At 41.7% G+C, this 18,249-nt stretch carries 20 protein-coding genes; 2 read left to right on the top strand and 18 right to left on the bottom strand.

The features are described 5' to 3' along the window. Positions 1–31: 31 nt before the first annotated feature. Complete coding sequence (locus HFK82_RS03005; protein WP_235281240.1) at positions 32–628, bottom strand: class I SAM-dependent methyltransferase; 597 nt, start codon at positions 626–628, stop codon at positions 32–34. A gap of 107 nt (positions 629–735) precedes the next feature. Between HFK82_RS03005 and coaA the strand changes: the two genes are divergently transcribed. Next, a complete protein-coding gene (coaA, locus tag HFK82_RS03000) occupies positions 736–1,656 on the top strand; it encodes a type I pantothenate kinase (RefSeq protein WP_168260750.1) in 921 nt (306 codons plus the stop codon). 53 nt (positions 1,657–1,709) lie between these two features. Next, complete coding sequence (rpsT, locus tag HFK82_RS02995; RefSeq protein WP_154454731.1) at positions 1,710–1,961, top strand: 30S ribosomal protein S20; 252 nt, start codon at positions 1,710–1,712, stop codon at positions 1,959–1,961. 82 nt (positions 1,962–2,043) lie between these two features. Here the strand turns inward: rpsT and HFK82_RS02990 are convergent, their stop codons facing one another. The 17 genes from HFK82_RS02990 to HFK82_RS02910 form a co-directional block, all read right to left on the bottom strand. Next, positions 2,044–3,387 (bottom strand): sensor histidine kinase, encoded by a 1,344-nt coding sequence (locus tag HFK82_RS02990; RefSeq protein ID WP_168260749.1) that lies wholly within the window; start codon positions 3,385–3,387, stop codon positions 2,044–2,046. Continuing rightward, positions 3,377–4,051, bottom strand: a complete 675-nt coding sequence (locus HFK82_RS02985; RefSeq protein WP_154454729.1) for a response regulator transcription factor — start codon at positions 4,049–4,051, stop codon at positions 3,377–3,379. The genes HFK82_RS02990 and HFK82_RS02985 overlap by 11 nt, the downstream gene beginning before the upstream one ends. 159 nt (positions 4,052–4,210) lie before the next feature. Next, positions 4,211–6,751 carry a M1 family metallopeptidase gene (locus tag HFK82_RS02980; protein ID WP_168260748.1) on the bottom strand — a complete coding sequence of 847 codons (2,541 nt, stop codon included), beginning with the start codon at positions 6,749–6,751 and terminating at the stop codon, positions 4,211–4,213. A 164-nt stretch (positions 6,752–6,915) separates the two neighbouring features. Next, positions 6,916–7,569: a phosphate signaling complex protein PhoU gene (phoU, locus tag HFK82_RS02975; RefSeq protein ID WP_168260747.1), complete on the bottom strand. Its 654-nt coding sequence runs from the start codon at positions 7,567–7,569 to the stop codon at positions 6,916–6,918. Positions 7,570–7,603: 34 nt separating this feature from the next. Continuing rightward, complete coding sequence (pstB, locus tag HFK82_RS02970; RefSeq protein ID WP_154454726.1) at positions 7,604–8,362, bottom strand: phosphate ABC transporter ATP-binding protein PstB; 759 nt, start codon at positions 8,360–8,362, stop codon at positions 7,604–7,606. A gap of 11 nt (positions 8,363–8,373) precedes the next feature. Continuing rightward, positions 8,374–9,177 carry a phosphate ABC transporter ATP-binding protein PstB gene (pstB, locus tag HFK82_RS02965; protein ID WP_154454725.1) on the bottom strand — a complete coding sequence of 268 codons (804 nt, stop codon included), beginning with the start codon at positions 9,175–9,177 and terminating at the stop codon, positions 8,374–8,376. Positions 9,178–9,187: 10 nt separating this feature from the next. Then, positions 9,188–10,075 (bottom strand): phosphate ABC transporter permease PstA, encoded by an 888-nt coding sequence (pstA, locus tag HFK82_RS02960; protein WP_168260746.1) that lies wholly within the window; start codon positions 10,073–10,075, stop codon positions 9,188–9,190. Further along, positions 10,065–10,982 (bottom strand): phosphate ABC transporter permease subunit PstC, encoded by a 918-nt coding sequence (gene pstC, locus HFK82_RS02955; RefSeq protein ID WP_168260745.1) that lies wholly within the window; start codon positions 10,980–10,982, stop codon positions 10,065–10,067. The genes pstA and pstC overlap by 11 nt, the downstream gene beginning before the upstream one ends. Before the next feature lie 9 nt (positions 10,983–10,991). Beyond that, on the bottom strand, positions 10,992–11,849 hold the full coding sequence (locus HFK82_RS02950; protein WP_369945202.1) for a phosphate ABC transporter substrate-binding protein PstS: 858 nt from the start codon (positions 11,847–11,849) through the stop codon (positions 10,992–10,994). 163 nt (positions 11,850–12,012) lie between these two features. Further along, positions 12,013–13,323, bottom strand: coding sequence for an RsmF rRNA methyltransferase first C-terminal domain-containing protein (locus HFK82_RS02945; protein ID WP_168260743.1), 1,311 nt, complete (start codon positions 13,321–13,323; stop codon positions 12,013–12,015). Between the two features lie 114 nt (positions 13,324–13,437). Then, a complete protein-coding gene (gene gorA / locus HFK82_RS02940; RefSeq protein WP_168260742.1) occupies positions 13,438–14,793 on the bottom strand; it encodes a glutathione-disulfide reductase in 1,356 nt (451 codons plus the stop codon). Between the two features lie 10 nt (positions 14,794–14,803). Next, positions 14,804–15,139: a DUF6568 family protein gene (locus HFK82_RS02935; protein ID WP_154454719.1), complete on the bottom strand. Its 336-nt coding sequence runs from the start codon at positions 15,137–15,139 to the stop codon at positions 14,804–14,806. Between the two features lie 78 nt (positions 15,140–15,217). Next, positions 15,218–15,541, bottom strand: coding sequence for a putative quinol monooxygenase (locus tag HFK82_RS02930; protein WP_154454718.1), 324 nt, complete (start codon positions 15,539–15,541; stop codon positions 15,218–15,220). A gap of 88 nt (positions 15,542–15,629) precedes the next feature. Beyond that, positions 15,630–16,457, bottom strand: coding sequence for a ZIP family metal transporter (locus HFK82_RS02925; protein WP_168260741.1), 828 nt, complete (start codon positions 16,455–16,457; stop codon positions 15,630–15,632). Between the two features lie 73 nt (positions 16,458–16,530). Next, positions 16,531–17,088 (bottom strand): DNA-3-methyladenine glycosylase I, encoded by a 558-nt coding sequence (locus HFK82_RS02920; protein WP_168260740.1) that lies wholly within the window; start codon positions 17,086–17,088, stop codon positions 16,531–16,533. Positions 17,089–17,114: 26 nt separating this feature from the next. Beyond that, positions 17,115–17,876, bottom strand: a complete 762-nt coding sequence (locus tag HFK82_RS02915; RefSeq protein WP_168260739.1) for an inositol monophosphatase family protein — start codon at positions 17,874–17,876, stop codon at positions 17,115–17,117. Then, the gene (locus HFK82_RS02910) at positions 17,866–18,141 is read right to left on the bottom strand and encodes a UPF0223 family protein (RefSeq protein ID WP_154454714.1); all 276 of its coding nucleotides are present in this window, start codon (positions 18,139–18,141) and stop codon (positions 17,866–17,868) included. Before HFK82_RS02910 ends, HFK82_RS02915 begins: the two co-directional genes overlap by 11 nt. Positions 18,142–18,249: the final 108 nt, after the last annotated feature.

Here is an 18,249-nt window from a genome sequence, read left to right as displayed (position 1 = left end):
AGGCTACTAAGGCCCTTTAGAAAAGGTTGGTTCACTCTTTAATGCTTTGTAAAATATAATAACCTTTGTCGCGTTTTAAAATGGTAGCATTGCCAAAAACGTCTTCCATTTTAGCTTTGGCACTTGGTGCTCCTTGCTTTTTCTGAATAACCAGCGTCAAGCTACCACCCGAATTAAGATGCGTGATGCTTTCACCAATCATTTCATGCACAATTTGTTTTCCTGCTCTAATAGGAGGATTGGTGATGATGTAATCAAAAATTCCTTCCACTTGCTCATAGACATTTGACTGAAAAATAGTGGCCGAAATCCCATTTTTCTCAGCGTTTTTACGGGCCAAATCAAGGGCACGGTTATTGACATCAACCATGGTTGGCTTCACTCCTTGCACCTTTGCTAAGGCAATTCCTAAGGGACCATAACCACACCCAAGGTCCAAAAGCGTCTTTCCTGCTTCAAAAGAAACCGCATTGAGAAGCACTTGACTTCCATAATCAATCATTTTTTTAGAAAAAACACCAGAATCGGTCAAAAAAGAAAAGTGTTGTCCTAACAAGGTAACCTTCAACTCATGAATATCGTGAGCGCTGTCTGGATTTTCTTCATAATACATATTTGTCTTTGTCATTTCCCTACTCCTTCTCAAACGTTTTATTATTTTATCATATATTGTAATGGTTTTCAATTAGGTTATAAAATGCTATAATGAAGCAATAACCTCAGTAGGAGCGTAACATGACACGTGAGTTTATCAATTTTAACGACATTTCTCGAGAATCTTGGCAAAAATTGCACCAACATACCAAACCCCTCTTGACGGCAGAAGAACTTGAAGCTATCAAAAGCCTTAACGATAAAATCAGCATTCAAGACGTGATTGATGTGTATTTACCATTGATTAGCCTGATTCAGATTTATAAAAAGGCACAAGAAAACCTCTCTTTTGCTAAAAGTATTTTTCTAAAGAAAGAAGCCTGCCAGCGTCCTTTTATCATCGGTATTTCTGGTTCGGTAGCTGTTGGCAAATCAACTACTAGTCGTCTGCTGCAAATCCTTTTATCACGGACATTTAAAAATAGCAAAGTGGAAATGGTCACGACAGATGGCTTCATTTACCCCAATAGCGTGCTTATGAAACGGCAGATATTGAACCGCAAAGGCTTTCCTGAAAGCTATAACATGGAGTTGCTCTTGAACTTCCTCGATTCTATAAAAAATGGCATGACGGCTGAAATTCCTGTTTACTCGCATGAAATCTACGATATTTTACCTGATGAAAAGCAAGTGATTCAGTCGCCTGATTTTCTCATTCTTGAAGGCATCAATGTCTTTCAAAATCAGAAAAACACTCGCCTTTACATGACAGGTTACTTTGATTTTTCCATTTACATTGATGCTGATATCAATAACATCAAAAAATGGTATTTGGAACGTTTCGATAGTTTGCTCGAGTTGGCTAAGACAGATAAAAACAATTACTACCACCGCTTTGTGCATATGGAGCGTGAAGATGTCCTTAAAATTGCTGAGGATACTTGGGGAAGCATCAATCTCGTGAATTTGAAAAAATACATCGAACCCACACGAAACCGAGCAGAATTGATTTTACACAAGGCTTCTGATCACAAAATTGATAGAATTTATTTGAAAAAGTGATAAAGACTTGCCAAAAGTCAAGAAATTCTATATAATGATATAGTTAGATTAATTTGGAGGTGAAAACATTGGCAAATATTAAATCAGCTATCAAACGCGCTGAACTTAACGTTAAACAAAACGCTAAAAACTCAGCACAAAAATCAGCTATGCGTTCTGCTATCAAAGCATTTGAAGCTAACCCATCTGAAGAGCTTTTCCGCGCTGCTTCTTCTAGCATCGATAAAGCTGAATCAAAAGGGTTGATTCACAAAAATAAAGCTAGTCGCGATAAAGCACGTCTTGCTGCTAAATTGGCTAACTAATATCCAATGAAAACTCCAAATGGAGTTTTTTTATTACCACACAAAAAGGTATTGGAGAAAATCCAATACCTTTTTGTGTTTATCAATGATGGTGGTTAAAACGCACTTCAAAAATTGTTCCTTTAGGTGTATTGTCTTTGACTGTAATGGTTCCCTTTAGGGCGTCCACGATTTGTTGAGCTAGGGACAAGCCTAAACCAAATCCACCCTTTTGACGCGTTCTTGCCTTGTCCACTCGGTAGAATCGGTCAAAAATCTTCAGCTTATCGCTATCACTAATACCGATACCATTGTCCGCAACCGTGATAATGGTGTGTCTTTCCGTTGTTTTAACGGTAAATTCAACCACGCCATCTTCATCCGTGTACTTAATGGCATTATCAAATAAGATGGTCATCAATTGTTTGAGCAAGACACGGTCTGATTTGATCGGGTGGGTAGCTAGATTTTGCCCAATAAAGATACGATTACTCTCCTCGGCAATGAGGCTGTAATTTTCAAAGACTTCATCGAACATGATTGGCTGAATCATTTCTAAATCAACCTTCAAGACATCATCTCGCCGAGCCAAATTGAGCAAATTGGTAATCAAAAAGCGCATATTACGGACTTCGTCAAGGCTAGCCGCAATGCTTTCGCTATTATCTAAAATCGTGTCATTAGGTCTTCTAAACAAACCTTCCAAACGGTTTTGCAAAACAGCTAATGGCGTCCGCAATTCGTGACTGGCATTTTCCACGAAGGCTTTTTGCTTTTCATAACTTTCCAAAATCGGCTTACGCGTCCAATTGGCAAGGTAGATGCTCGCCAAAATGGAAATCATCCAGAAAATCACCATGACTGTGATCGTAATGGTCACGTAACGTTCATTGGCTTCATCCAGCTGCCGCACGCTAATCAAAAAAGTTGCGTACTTAATCGCTGGATAATCCGCATCATCGACTTTGACCGTCAGCACATGGTATTTTTCATTTTGCCCGAAAATGGTTTTGATTTTTTCCTCTTTAATCTCCCCAATGCTATCCTCATCAAGGCTGTAAGATAAAGCACCAAATTGGAGAAAGGCGTCCAAGGCATTTAAAATCTTGCCCTTTTTATCGTACAAAAGAACACTCACATTGGTTAGCGTTTCGCCGTTGAGGGCTGATTTGAGTTTGCTGCCATTTTCATCCGCAAAAAAGGATTCATAGTCCGAATCATCAACCTGCAAAGAATCGCTGCGCTTCATCGTCCGAGCGACATAATCATTAGCATTATAAGCAGCATTTTGCAAATTGGTATCCACTGTCGAATACAAACCAAAACGCATGATTTGCAAGATAATAACAGTCATGACGATGAAAATACCTGTAAAGACCGCGAAGAAATGGAAGAAATGCGAAAAGGTTGTCCCTGATAGTAATTTCTTAGACCACTTATTCCGCATCTTTTAGAATGTACCCCACACTACGCAGTGTTTGAAGGTTTTTGGCAAACTCAGTTCCCTTCAATTTTTTGCGTATTTTAGACACATAGACTTCCACCACCGAAATGGTCGTATCACTGTCAAATCCCCACAAACGGTCAAAAATTTGTGATTTTGGCAAAATAACGTTTTGGTTTTGTAAAAAGTAAACCAACAAATCAAATTCTTTACCAAGCAATTCAACGACTTTTCCGTCAACAGTTGTGGTATTTGTCGCGGTATCAACGGTCACTTCTTTGTAAGACAAGGTATTGCTATTATATTTTCCAGAGCGTTTCAAAAGGGCCTGAATACGCATTTTCAACTCTTCAAGGTAGAAAGGCTTAGTCAAGTAATCATCTGCTCCCAACTCAAAACCATGCCCCTTATCATCAAGGCTTTCTTTCGCTGTCATAATCAAAACAGGCGTCGAAATACCTTTTTCACGCAATTCTTTAAGCACTTGGAAACCGTCTTTTTCAGGTAACATAAGGTCAAGCAAAATCAAGTCATAGACCCCACTTTCAGCTTCATAAAGACCTTCTTCACCGTCAAAAACCTGCATCACATCCGCAAAATCATCCAAGAAATCAAAGACAGAATTTGACAAGCTCAAATCATCTTCAACTAACAAAATCTTAATCATAGGCTATCTCCTTACAATCTTATTAACATCCTCTTAAGTTCATGTAAATCATGTTTTTATTATTCTAGCCCAGAGAACTTAAGACTAGCTAAATCAGATAACAGTTAAAAACGTCTGAGCTGCCTCAAACGTTTTTAATGATTTTAATGGTCATTCTTTTTATAGTTCAGCCAAAGCACTTTCAACAGCAGCTTTGCTTGTGTTAATCAAGTTGATACGAGCTGAAATTTCTTTAATACCCATTGTGATGTTACGGCTGATAGCCATGTCATCTAATTGTGGTTCAAAGAAGGCTTTGTATTCTTCCAAACGTTCAGGTGTTTTGAAGGTGTTAGCTGGGTAAATGACAAATTTGTCAAAACTCATATCGCCTCCAAGTGCAGAGGTAATCCAATCCCAGTTTTCACAAGCCCAATTCCAGAAGGCTCCTTGTGAGAAGTCCTTGTTAAGGAATGGACGGTACCAGCTCATGGCAAGGTCTTGCGGTTTCACAACATCTTTGTTTTTCAATTCGCCCAAGATGCGCTCAACGGTTGCTTTTTCTTTGGTGTTAGACAAGGCAGCAGCCAATTGACGACGGAAGTTACCATCATTAGTCTTAACGTAGCAATCCAAGTATAATGATACTAATTCTTCTGTTTCAGCGTGTTTTACTTGGTTGGCCAAAACAGATAAGCGGATTGAAGCAGGGATAGATTCGATGTTTTCTTTGTGAGCGTCAAAGATTTCTTCGGCTTTAGCCACAGCGTCCGCATTGTCTGCATAAAGCATCAAGCTAATCGCTTTTTGACGAACCATTTCATCTTCGTCAGATTCTCCAACTTGTGGTTCGAATCCAAGACGGTCATAATTCTTTTGCATCAAACGGTTAACCAAGGCTTTGAATTCAGCTTGGGCTTCACTACCTTCGTCCATAAACATATCCAAACCATCCACAACTTGCGCAATTGCTTCAGACACAAGGTAAGAAGTTTCGTCTGTCAATTTAGTCAATAATGGAATCAATTCCGCATAAGAAATCTCACCACTTTCAGCCAAAAGACGGCGTTCTTGAACTACTTGTAGTTTTGATGTGGTATCAAGTTCTGTTAATTGGTTAAGAACAGCCTTCAACAATTGACCTTTGTAATTAGTGATGTAGTGAGCTGTATTAGCAGTGTTCAAACGAAGCGCACCTTCATTTTGAGCGGCTAATTGGCTAAAGTTTGGAATAGCAAGGCGTTCTTCAGTCAAGGTTTCTGGCAAGCCTGTCCAGTTGGTATTCAATGGAATTGGCCAGATACGGTTTTGGTCTTGTCCTTCTCCGATGAAGAATTGTTTTTGGCTAAGAACAAGCGTATCATCTACCACTTCTGCTGTCACAACTGGGTAACCTGGTTGTTCCAACCAAGCATCCATAAAGGCAGCAACGTCTTTGCCTGATGCTTCTGACAAGGCATCCCAAAGGTCATGACCGATGGTATTACTGTATTGGTGTTTTTCAAAGTAAATCTTCAAACCTGCTCTGAAATCATCATCACCGAGCCAACGACGAAGCATGTGCATTAAGCGGCTTCCTTTAGCATAAACAATGGCAGGGTCAAATAAGGTATTAATTTCATCTGGGTGGTTAACAGCTACGTGAACAGATTGCACACCGTCAGTCGCATCACGTTGAAGTGCTAAAGGCACACCTGTTGTTTGGAAATCTTCAAAGATGTTCCAAGAAGGTTCAATAGCGTCGATAGACACGTATTCCATCATGTTAGCAAATGATTCGTTAAGCCATAGGTCATCCCACCATTTCATGGTTACTAGGTTACCAAACCATTGGTGAGCTAATTCGTGAGCAACGACAAGCGCAACATTTTGACGGCTCTTAACGGTAGAATTTTCATCAACGAGCAAGTACACTTCACGGTAAGTTACCAAGCCCCAGTTTTCCATAGCACCAGCTGAGAAGTCAGGAAGCGCCACGTGGTATGACAATGGGATAGGGTAGCGAACACCAAAATAATCTTCGTAAAAATCAATCACGCGAACAGCGATATCCAAGGCAAAATCCAATGTTTTTGGATTGTGGGCTTTGGTTGAGAAGACACCAACTTCTGTTCCGTTTTTACTTGATGCTGTTTTACCTTGCAAATCACCAAGTGCAAAGGCTAAAAGATATGATGACATGCGTGGAGTGGTATCAAAAGTCCAAAGACCTGTTTCTTTGCGGCGTTCTGCATCCACTTCAGGCATGTTTGATAGAACAATTTCATCAGCAGCTTGGTCAAATTTGATGCTCAAATCAAAGGTTGCTTTTGCTTCAGGTTCGTCAACACATGGGAAGGCTTCACGAGCAAAGTGGCTTTCAAACTGTGTTGAAATTACTTCTTTTTTCATGCCATCTACTGTGTAATAAGATGGGTAGATACCTGTCATGTTATCCGTGATTTTTCCTGAGAATTCAATCACAAGTGTAATTGTCCCTGTTTCTGGTAGGTCAATACTAAGTGATTCTTGTTGGTTATCAACCTTGAAATCCAAGTTTTGATTGTCCAATAAAACAGTTGCAATGGTTAAATCTTTTTGGTGGAATGAAATGACATTGTCTAAAGCTTCACCGGTAATAGCGACATTTCCTGAAAATGATTTTTCAGTACGATTGATGTCAAGAAAAATGTTGTAATTTTCAGGAACAAATTTTTCAATAAAATGTTCTACAGTTTTCATATAACTCCTTTAGAATACAGAAATGAGGTTTGATGCCTCATCCCTCACTTTAATTTGAGTAATTATCACTAACTCTAGTGGCATAAAGACCACCGAACCCTAATATTATACCACAAACAGGGCCTATCTGTCAGACCTAACCTACAAAAAGTAAGTGAGTTGCCTTACAATTCGATAATTTTACCTGTTTTGAGATAAACCACCCATTCACAAATATTGCGGGCATAATCACCGATACGCTCTAAATAGGTGATGACTTGAAGGTATTCTTTTCCTGCAAAAACCGTATCAGGTTGTTGACGGATAGCTTCAACTGCCATGTTTTGGATTTCACGGAAATAGTTATCGATGACTTCATCAGAAGCAGCGACTTCATAAGCTCTTTCTTCGTCACCTGTAATATAAACATCAAGAGCTTCTTCTACCATGCTACGCACGGCTTTCCCCATTTTCTTGATTTCTTCTTCAACCTCTGGCAAACGGGTTTCACCTTTGACACGGATAGTCGCTTTTGCAATAGAAGCAGCATGGTCAGCCATACGTTCCACATCGCTTGAGGCTTTCAAAACTGTGATAACAGTTCGCAAATCGTGTGACACAGGTTGTTGCAAGGCAATGATTTCAAGTGATTTCTTCTCCAACTTGGTTTCAAAATTATTGACAACCTCATCCCCTTCAATAACCTCTTTTGCTAATTCGCGATCGTGGCTAATGAACGCACGCACTGTTTTATTGATTTGTGATAAAACCTCAGTTCCCATCGCATAAAACTGGTTATGCAGTTTTTCTAATTCATCATCGAATTTTGACCTCAACATTATATCGCCTCCCTTATATGATACTTCCTAAATATTAACCAAATTTTCCTGTAATATAATCTTCTGTTTCTTTTTGTTTTGGATTCATGAACATCTCATGTGTTTCACCGTATTCAACGAGATTGCCGTCAAGGAAGAACCCTGTTCGGTCTGAAATACGCGACGCTTGTTGCATCGAACGTGTAACAATGAGCATGGTATATTTCTCTTTTAAGCCGTACAGTGTATCTTCGACTTTTCCTGCTGAAATCGGGTCAAGGGCAGATGTTGGTTCGTCCAACAAAATAATTTTTGGGCTGGTTGCCAAAACACGAGCCACACAGACACGTTGTTGCTGACCACCTGACAAGCCAAGAGCTGAATCGTGTAAACGGTCTTTCACTTCATCCCAAATAGATGCCCCAATGAGAGAAGATTCCACAGCTTCATCAAGCACTTGTTTATCGCGAATGCCTTTCAAACGTAAGCCATAAACCACGTTTTCATAAATAGACATTGGAAACGGGTTAGGTTGTTGGAACACCATACCGATTTCCTTACGCAACTCAACAGTATCCGTTCTAGGGCTATAAATATTGTGACCGTTATAGACAATAGAGCCTGTAAGAGTCACTTCTGGATTCAAGTCCCCCATACGATTGATAGAACGTAGGAGGGTTGATTTCCCAGAACCTGATGGACCAATCAAAGCGGTAATTTCGTTAGGATAGAAATTCATGGATACATTATTGAGCGCTTTTTTATTGTTGTAATAAACAGATAAATCGCTAACTTTTAAAATAGGTTCTGTCATCTCTGTCCTTCCTAACCAAAGTGTCCTGACACGTAGTCACTTGTTGATTTGAGTTTTGCATTTTGGAAGATGTTGTTGGTCTTATCGTACTCAATCAAATCTCCAAGGTAGAAAAAGGCGGTGTAATCACTAGCACGAGCTGCTTGTTGCATGTTGTGCGTTACGATGATAATGGTGTAATTTTTCTTCAACTCAAACATGGTGTCTTCTAACTGCATGGTTGCTACTGGGTCAAGGGCTGACGCAGGCTCATCCATGAGCAAGATATCTGGTTTAACCGCAATGGCACGAGCAATACACAAACGTTGTTGTTGCCCACCTGATAAGGTAAAGGCAGAATGGTGAAGGTCATCTTTAACCTGATCCCACAATGCTGCTTGTTTCAGAGAGGTTTCAACCACTTCATCCAAGAATTGCTTGTCTTTAATCCCTGCACGCTCATAAGCAAAGGTGATGTTTTTATAAATGGATTTGGCAAAAGGGTTTGGTCGTTGGAATACCATTCCGATGTGCTTACGCATTTCATAAACATTGATGTTTTTAGCGTTCACGTCAATGCCTTCGTAAAGAATTTCACCTGTTACTCTAGCAATATCAATCGTATCGTTCATGCGATTTAAACTGCGTAAGAAGGTTGATTTCCCACATCCTGATGGACCGATAAGGGCTGTGATTTTATTTTTTTCAAATTGCATATCAATGCCCTTGATGGCTTCTTTTTGCCCATAATAGACATGCAAATCTTTGGTAGCTAAAGCCAATTTATCCTCAGGAAAGGTGATAATATGTCTTTCATTCCAGTTGTAATCTGCCATCTCTTCTCCTTTAGTTTGCTGACGTTAATTTTGCATGAAGTCTTCTGCCGATGTAACGAGCTGATAAGTTAAAAATCAAGATGAAAATCAACAAGACTGCTGCACTACCTTGAGAAACTTGGGTCGCATCTGGAATGGTTCCTTCACTGTTAACTTTCCAAATGTGTACGGCCAAGGTTTCTGCTTGACGGAAAATAGAAATTGGACTGGTAACACTTAGTGGATTCCAGTTTGACCAATCAAGAGCTGGCGCTGACTGACCTGCTGTGTAGATAAGGGCAGCGGCTTCACCAAAAATACGACCTGAAGCAAGCACGATACCTGTGACAATACTTGGAAGGGCTTCTGGTACAACGACATGAATAACCGTTTCCCAGCGTGACAAACCAAGAGCCAAACCAGCTTCGCGTTGTGTGTGGTGAACATTTCGCAAACCATCCTCAACGTTACGAGTCATCTGTGGCAAGTTAAAGACCGTAAGGGCAAGGGCACCAGAGATGATTGAGAAACCGTATTGGAATTGAACAACGAAAATCAAATACCCAAACAAACCAACAACCACTGATGGAAGTGATGACAAGATTTCAATACAGGTACGGATAAAGTTCGTCAAACGCCCTTTTCGAGCATATTCTGATAGGTAAATACCAGCTCCCAGTGATAGGGGAATAGAGATGATTAAGGTAATCACCAAAAGAAAGAGGGAGTTATAGAGTTGGATCCCGATACCTCCACCAGCTTCATAAGACGATGAACGTCCTGTTAAAAATGACCAGCTAACGTGAGGAAGCCCCTTAACTAGAATATAAAGCAATAACGATGCCAAAATCGCAACAATGATTCCTGCAATGGTGTAGAGAACGGTTGTTGCTATTTTATCTATTTTTTTAGCGTGCATAATTTCTCTTTCTTTCTCTTGTAATAAATTTAACGAGCATGTTGAATCCAAGACTCATCAAAAGTAAAACTAAGGCTAATGACCATAGGACGTTATTTTGAACAGTTCCCATGACAGTATTACCAATTCCCATCGTTAGGACGGATGTTAGGGTTGCTGCTGGTGTGGTTAATGACGTTGGAATAACGGCTGAATTTCCCACCACCATTTGGATGGCCAAGGCTTCACCGAAGGCACGTGCCATACCAAAGATAACCGCCGTAAAAATACCAGGTCTTGCAGCGTTCAAAATTACACGCCAAATGGTTTGCCAACGAGTTGCGCCCATTGCCAAACTAGCTTCTTTGTAATGTCTAGGGACAGCTTTTAAACTATCAACCGTCATGAAGGTCACAGTTGGTAAAATCATGACAAACAAGACGCATACCCCTGATAGAATACCAAAACCTGTTCCGCCAAAGATTGAGCGTACAAATGGCACAATGACTTGCAAACCGATAAATCCATAAACAACAGATGGAATACCAGTCAACAATTCAATCGCTGGCTGTAAAATTTTCGCACCGTATTTTGGAGAAATCTCAGTCATAAATACGGCTGCACCAATGGCAATCGGTGTAGCGATAATGGCTGATAAAATGGTTACGATGAACGACCCTAAAATCATTGGAAGGGCTCCAAATGATCCTGAGCTTGGATCCCATTTTCCGCCGAATAAGAAGGCTAGTGGATTGACTTTATTGACAAAGAAAGTCGATAGCCCTTTTTGGGCAACAAAGACGAGAATCATTGCCACAATAAAAACAATTAAGACTAGGCAAAAAAATGTAATGCCTCGACCAAATTTTTCCAAGCGCGAATTTTTTGACGGCGAGGTTAATTGTTTTTCCAGTTCTTGATTTTTCATCACTTCTCCTTATTTTGCTGTTATTGTACCGTCAGCTGACTTGGTTACTTTCATATCATTAACAGAAATATAACCCATTTGTTTGACAATACCGTTTTGCACTTCGTCGCTCATGACAAAATCCAAAAATTCTTTTGTCAAACCTGTTGGCTCACCTTTAGTGTACATGTGTTCGTAAGACCAGAGTGGCCAGTTATTAGTTGTTACATTTTCAGCTGTCGGAGAATAACCGTTTAAATCAAGTGTTTTGACGCTATCGTCAACATAGGCAAATGCCAAATAAGAAATGGCTCCTGGTGTTTGTGAAACGATGGATTTAACCATACCATTTGAATCTTGTTCTTGACTACGGATGGCTGTTTTTCCTTTCATCACAACACTGTCAAAGGTCGCACGTGAACCTGAACTAGCGGCACGATTAATGATTGAAATTGGTAGGTCTTGACCGCCTACTTCTTTCCAGTTGGTAATCTCACCAGTGAAAATCTTTTGCAGTTGTTCTAGTGATAGGTTTTTCACATTAACCTTTTTATTGACAATCACTGAAAGACCTGCAACGGCAACTTGGTGGTCCACCAATAAGGAAGCATCGATACCGTCTTTTTCTTCTGCGAACAGGTCACTGTTCCCGATTTGGACCGCACCAGATTGTACTTGCGATAACCCAGTACCAGACCCGCCCCCTTGGACGTTAATGATCTTCCCAACGTGGATTGAAGAAAACTCATCAGCAGCAGCTTCTACAAGTGGCTGCAAGGCCGTAGAACCAACGCTGGTAATCGACTGTCCTTTATCAATCCAACTCGCACATCCCGATAAGATGACGACCATTGAAGCAATTAGCATGAGAAAGCTACATTTTTTCATTTGTTTCATTTATGATTCCTACTTATTTGAAAATATAAGGTACACCCCATGAGATAAACTTTACAAGCCTCTTACAAATACCTTACAAAAAAATAGTAACATATTAAGGAAGCATTTGCAAAGTGCTTCTCAACTTATTTTGATAAATGATATCTATAACAGTTTACGAGTAAAATCGTAAACCTTTTGGAAAGTAATTTTTAAGTACCTTTCCTGTGATTTTGGCAAAGCCTATGCCGTTCCCTTCTACCGTGACCAAATACCAGCCGTTTGCTAGTGAAGTGTCGAGCGGCACGACATTTCCTGACGCATAATGTTTGAACTGTTCTATATCAATTTCAACAGATTGGGTCACTTCTTGAGGAGAAAGGGCCAAGCCCAAGGCAAAAGACGGCTCAAAGCGGTTCTTTTTAAAGGTTCCTAGATGCAGGCCGTTTCGGGCAATTTTTAACTTGGCTAAATCAGGCAAGCCCTCAGGCAAGAGATAGAGATTATCACCAAAGGTTTGCAGCGTCCCTTTCAAATCAACGGTTAGATGCTTTTTATCAAAATCCTGCCACAAGGTCAATTGCGTCTTGTTCAAACGAGAAGAAGTTGGCTTGATGCGACGCGTTTTAGGAGGTCTAGTATCTCGCAACTTCGCCACAAACTGCCCTTCCCCTTTAAAATGATGGGGATACATGCGAGCCACTTCAGGCATATCAATTCCCCCAATCATGCCATTGATTTTGTCAATTGGGAGCAATTCTAAGCTTTCGTAGTTGTCTAGCAACCAGCTTACCACGCCTTCATTTTCCTCAGGCGACCAAGTACAAGTCGAATAAAGCAGTGTGCCGCCAGGAGCCAACATGGTCATGGCTTCTGCTAAAATCTCCTTTTGCAAAGCCGCACATTCTGCTGGGTAATCCTCATGCCAATACTGAATGGCAGATGGGTCCTTACGAAACATGCCCTCACCAGAACAAGGACCATCAAAAACAATCAGGTCAAAATACTCTGGAAATACCTTGGCTAATTTTTGAGAACTTTCGTTGGTCACAACAACATTTCTGGCACCAAAACGCTCAATGTTTTCCACTAAAATTTTACTACGCTTGGTGGAAATTTCATTGCTAACCAAAACCCCTGTGTTATTAAGGTAACTCAATAGATGTGTGGATTTTCCTCCTGGAGCGGCTGCCAAGTCCAACACTCGCATGCCTTCTTTTGGCGCAGCAACTTGTCCCACTATCTGAGCAGCGGGTTCTTGCGAATAAACCAATCCTGACACGTGCTCAGACGACTTGCCGTTGACCTTGCCATAATATCCCCAAGGTGTATTGGGGATAGGATCGTTAAAGGTGACTTGCACGGGTTTTAGCGGATTAACACGGAATCCTGAGACGGGTTCGTCATCAAACGACGCCAAAAAAGCATCTGCTTCAGAACCAAGAAGATGTCGGTATTTTTCAATAAATGTTTTAGGTAATAACATACTTATATGATAACAATTTCACATGTTAATTACAACTTAAAAACAGGAGAAATTGTGCATTTTAAAAGGCGGTTTTCGAATGCTGAAAACTGCCTTTCTGAATTGTTTATTTGACTAACGCATGGTGACAAATTCTTCTGCGCCTGTCGGGTGAATGGCTACGGTTTGGTCAAAATCGGCCTTGGTTGCCCCCATCTTGATAGCGACGGCAAAGCCTTGAATCATTTCATCGACCCCATATCCGATACCATGTAAACCGATAACTTTTTCGTCCTTACCAAGCGTGACTAATTTCATCACGCAAGGTTGGCGATGGTCGCCCAAAGCGGTGTACATCGGTGTGAAGCTTGAACGGTAAACCTTAACCTCGTCCTTGCCAAATCTTGCGATGGCCTCTTCTTCTGTGTAGCCGATAGCCCCAATAGATGGGTGGCTGAAAATAACCGTCGGAACGTTGGTGTAGTCCATCTTGGCATGGCTTTGACCGTTAAACAAACGCTCTGATAATTGACGGCCTGCCTTGACGGCAACTGGGGTTAATTCCAATTTGCCATTGACATCGCCAAGGGCATACAAGCCTTCAACAGAGGTGTTCTCGTAAGCGTCCGTTTGGATAAATCCTTTGTCATTTAGGGCAACCCCTGCCTTTTCAATGCCAAACCCAGTGACATTTGGCTTGCGGCCAATCGCCCAAATCACAGCATCAACGGTGTAAGATTCGCCGTTTTCAAAGCCAATGGTTAAACTGCCGTCTGCATTTTTGAGGACTTCTTTTGGTATGGCATTCGTATGCAGATGCGGTCCGTTTTTAGCCATATTATCCACGAGTGTTACAACGATGTCTTTATCAAAGCGACGCAAAGGACGGTCATAGCGAACGAAGAGATGCGTTTTCGAACCGAGTGCCTCAAGCACCCCAGCCAATTCAACCGCAATGTAACCACCGCCGACAACAGCCGTGCGTTTTGGAACATCATCCAAAGCAAAAAAGCCGTCTGAGGTCATACCGTATTCTGCCCCTGGAATGTCAGGATAAAGGGCATGACCCCCCGTCGCAATGAGAATGTGCGGCGCCGTGTAATATTTGCCAGCTGCTTCAACCGTATGGGCGTCCAAAAAGCTAGCGTAGGCTTTGACACGCTCAACCCCATTATGGTCAAAACCTCTCTCATAAGAGGCATGAATACGATCGATATAAGCCTGACGATTGGCTTTTAGGGTTTGAAAATCGAACGCCGTGTCCTTGACCTGAAAACCATATTCCGCAGCGTAGGTGTTTAGCGTTTCAGCAACCTGTGCTCCATACCACATGACTTTTTTAGGCACGCAGCCTAGATTAACACAGGTACCACCAATGTCCTTGCCTTCAAATAAAATAACCTTGGCACCGTGCATAGCGGCACGATTGGCTGAAGCAATCCCGCCAGAACCCGCACCAATGACGATGTAGTCGTAATGATTGATTTCCATAACAGAGCCCTTAGTCTTGGTTGATGAAGTCTAAAATAACGGCTTCTGATAATGAAGAATCGCAGACCACACGAACCTTGCCTGACTTAGCCACCACAAGGGCTGGAACTGTTGGAATGTTGTAAGTTAAACGCAAATCTTGTGTCACAGAATCTTGATTTTCGCTGTTTAAATAATAAACCGTCAAATCATTGTCTTTGGCTACTTGAGTCAATTTTGGTTCAAAACGGCGGCAGTAAGGACACGTTGGACGTCCGATGAAAAGGATGAATTCATCCGCTGTTTTAAGGTATTGCTCAGCTTCTTGAGCCACGATGGGTGTGAAATATTCTGCAAATGTTGACATAGTTTTTCTCTCCTTTTTCTCCTATCATATCTCATAAGAGGACAATAATCAACTTTCCCGTTTGAAAAGGGCAAATGACTAGTGGCGAATGAAAACATCATCTGCTGGATAGTCGTCTGATAAGTAACGCTCTACCGTCATGTGCAGGTCGTATTTGTCCCTGAGCGCTATCACTGTTGCCATCATGGGTGAGGCGTGGTGGGCATCAATAGCAGCCTGATTTTCCCAACTATCAATCAAAAGCACCGTTTCAGGGTCACTAACTGGGAAGAAATAATCGTATTTGAGGTTGCCTTTTTCTGCACGAATCGCTGCTGCCGTGCCTGATTGCTCCATTTCTTCCATAAATTGCTTGGCTTTGCCGTTCTCACCTTTGTAATACAAGTGAAGGGTAATCGCCATCACATCACCTTCTTTCTTTTTCTCCTATTATATGGTGTTTTGAATTCGTTTTCAACCAATCAACTCCCCTTCTATCAAAAAATGCCGCTTATCCTAAAGCGACATCCATAACCATCATCAAAACAAAGCCTGCCATCAAGCCCATCGTGGCAATATCGGTATTGCCATTGGTCTGCGACTCTGGAATCAATTCTTCCACCACCACGAAAATCATGGCGCCAGCCGCAAAGGCTAGGGCATAGGGAATGACTTGCAACATCATCAAAACAAGGGCAGCACCCAAAACAGCACCAACTGGCTCAACGATGGCAGACATAGCTCCCACGAAAAAGGCCCATTTGCGAGAGCGCCCTTCTGCTCGGATAGGAATAGACAAGGCCGCACCTTCAGGAATATTTTGCAAGCCAATCCCCACTGTCAAGCTAAGCGCCGCCACAAGAGCTGCGACGCTCGGCTGCTGAGAAGAAGCCAAGGCACCAAAGGTCACACCCAAGGCAAGGCCTTCAGGAAAATTGTGGATGGTGATAGCCAAAAAGAGCAAGGCGGTTTTTGAGAGTTTTTTCTTGGGCTGAATGCCTTCTGCTTCAGAAAGGTCCATACCCAAATGCAAGTGGGGCACTAAAACATCAATCAAACGCAGACTAAAACCACCCACTAAAAAGCCAATCGCCACAGGCAACCAAGCCATTGTGCCATAATCTGCTTGGGCAAACTCCAAGGCAGGATTGAGCAAAGACCAAAAGGATGCCGCAATCATGACACCAGCCGCAAAACCCATTGTCGCATCCAACAGGCGACGATTGACCTGCGTGAAAAAGAAGACCACGGCAGACCCCAAAATGGTGCAGCCCCAAGTAAAGAGCCCTGCTAAAAAGGCGAGCAAAACCACATGTTGTGACAAGAGCCACTCTATCATCTTAATTTTCCTTTCATTACTGACATGATTCTAGTGAAAAACCTAGCCCCATGCCGAGCTAGGTTTTGACACATTATCGGTAGGGACAACTTATTAGGTGATCATTAACCACGCCGATAGCTTGCAAAAACGAATAGGTAATCACAGGTCCTACAAAAACCATGCCACGTTTTTTCATGTCCTTACTGAGTTGTTGGGACAAGTCTGACACGGTAGGAATATCAGACAACTGTTCCCACTTGTGGTCCATGATCTGTCCTTTGGTAAATTGCCAGAGGTAAGCGTCAAAAGAGCCATAGCTTTCTTGGATGGCTTGGACGGTTTGCGCATTTTGGCGAATACTGAAAATTTTCTTGCGATGGCGAATCAAACCAGAATTTGATAACAAGCTTTCTAGTTCTTCGTCAGTCATCTTGGCACAAGCATCAATGTCAAAGTCATAAAAAGCCTTGCAGTAGTTGCTACGTTTGTGCAAAATGGTTTTCCATGACAAGCCTACACTAGCGCCCTCCAAGCACAGCCATTCAAACAAGGCTTGGTCGTCGTGGGTGACCTTGCACCATTCAGTGTCGTGATAAGCTTCTAAAAGGGCATCTCCCTCGTACCAACTACGGCAACTTGCTTCTGCCATACTGTCCCTTTCTGATCTATCCTCACTTATGGTTTGAGGTATTGTTGAATAGTTGCTAATTTTGCCTTAGGCACAAACATGACTTTTTGACGAGTCTTGAAATCAGGCTCCTTGCCATCAATAGTGAGCAAGACATAACCTAATTTTTCCCCCATGACCTTAGCAGCAGCGTAATCCCACGGCTGAATATGTGAAAAATAGGCTAATAATTGCCCTGATAAGACATAAGCCATGCTAATGCCTGCGCCACCGTAAATGCGCACGCCAAGGCTTTGCTGAACCAATTCTTTGATGCCGTGATAATCATCCGCAAACATCATGGCATTGCAACCAATCAAGCTGCGGTTTAATAGTACGTCTTGGTAGGGCTGTAATTTTTTGTCGTTGGCATAGACGTCGAATTGCCCGCCACCGCTGTATAGCGTATCACCCATGACATCGTAAATCAAGCCAAATTGCCCCACACCATCCTCGTAATAAGAGAGCATAATGGCAAAATGATCACGTTGAACAATGAAATTCACCGTGCCGTCAATAGGATCCAAAACCCACACATGCCCGTCAGACACGGGGTGATAAACGCCATTTTCTTCGGCCATGATATGGTCATCGGGATAGGCTTGCTTGATTTTACTAATGACTAAATCTTGCGTTGCCTTGTCAAGATTGGTCACTAAATCATCAAAACGGGTCTTTTCTTCAATGTCTAGTTCTTGAATCATGTGTGATTTAACAAAGGCACCTGCCTCACGGATGATTTCTTTGGCAAAGTTAAATTTAGTTTTCAAGAGAAATGTATCCTTTCTCTGTCGCGCGTGCCTGTTTCACCGCTTGGTAGGTTGAATAACCGCTGCTTTGTTCAAAAGCTCGATCAATTTGTTTTTCTTGTGCCTTGCTTTTTACAACGGTTTTAAAGGCTGCGTAGCTGTCTAAGAGATCTTTGATGGCTACCTTGCTTTCATAAGCGTCTTCAACTCGATTCAAAAAAGAAAGCACCGAGGCAATTTCATCAGTGCTCCAAGATGGATCAAGCGGATAGCTATAATTCTTCATAAAGTATTTGTCCTCAAAATAGTCTTTTCCAACGCGCACGAGCGTCTTTTCATCGCAATAAGCTTATGATCAGACACTACTTCTGTTTTTTTAAAGACTTTCTTTGAG

This window comes from Streptococcus alactolyticus (assembly GCF_012277075.1).
GTDB lineage: Bacteria > Bacillota > Bacilli > Lactobacillales > Streptococcaceae > Streptococcus > Streptococcus alactolyticus.
This window is presented reverse-complemented; position numbering and strand designations above follow the sequence as displayed.

Coding starts and splice junctions, on each gene's coding strand:
- pstB (WP_154454726.1), bottom strand. CDS start 8,362: ATGACAGAACCTATTTTAAAAGTTAGCGATTTATCTGTTTATTACAAC.
- HFK82_RS02935 (WP_154454719.1), bottom strand. CDS start 15,139: ATGTCAACATTTGCAGAATATTTCACACCCATCGTGGCTCAAGAAGCT.
- pstB (WP_154454725.1), bottom strand. CDS start 9,177: ATGGCAGATTACAACTGGAATGAAAGACATATTATCACCTTTCCTGAG.
- HFK82_RS02910 (WP_154454714.1), bottom strand. CDS start 18,141: ATGAAGAATTATAGCTATCCGCTTGATCCATCTTGGAGCACTGATGAA.
- HFK82_RS02920 (WP_168260740.1), bottom strand. CDS start 17,088: ATGGCAGAAGCAAGTTGCCGTAGTTGGTACGAGGGAGATGCCCTTTTA.
- pstA (WP_168260746.1), bottom strand. CDS start 10,075: ATGCACGCTAAAAAAATAGATAAAATAGCAACAACCGTTCTCTACACC.
- HFK82_RS02990 (WP_168260749.1), bottom strand. CDS start 3,387: ATGCGGAATAAGTGGTCTAAGAAATTACTATCAGGGACAACCTTTTCG.
- coaA (WP_168260750.1), top strand. CDS start 736: ATGACACGTGAGTTTATCAATTTTAACGACATTTCTCGAGAATCTTGG.
- HFK82_RS02945 (WP_168260743.1), bottom strand. CDS start 13,323: ATGTTATTACCTAAAACATTTATTGAAAAATACCGACATCTTCTTGGT.
- HFK82_RS02930 (WP_154454718.1), bottom strand. CDS start 15,541: ATGGCGATTACCCTTCACTTGTATTACAAAGGTGAGAACGGCAAAGCC.
- HFK82_RS02925 (WP_168260741.1), bottom strand. CDS start 16,457: ATGATAGAGTGGCTCTTGTCACAACATGTGGTTTTGCTCGCCTTTTTA.
- HFK82_RS02980 (WP_168260748.1), bottom strand. CDS start 6,751: ATGAAAACTGTAGAACATTTTATTGAAAAATTTGTTCCTGAAAATTAC.
- HFK82_RS03005 (WP_235281240.1), bottom strand. CDS start 628: ATGACAAAGACAAATATGTATTATGAAGAAAATCCAGACAGCGCTCAC.
- HFK82_RS02950 (WP_369945202.1), bottom strand. CDS start 11,849: ATGAAAAAATGTAGCTTTCTCATGCTAATTGCTTCAATGGTCGTCATC.
- pstC (WP_168260745.1), bottom strand. CDS start 10,982: ATGAAAAATCAAGAACTGGAAAAACAATTAACCTCGCCGTCAAAAAAT.
- phoU (WP_168260747.1), bottom strand. CDS start 7,569: ATGTTGAGGTCAAAATTCGATGATGAATTAGAAAAACTGCATAACCAG.
- gorA (WP_168260742.1), bottom strand. CDS start 14,793: ATGGAAATCAATCATTACGACTACATCGTCATTGGTGCGGGTTCTGGC.
- HFK82_RS02985 (WP_154454729.1), bottom strand. CDS start 4,051: ATGATTAAGATTTTGTTAGTTGAAGATGATTTGAGCTTGTCAAATTCT.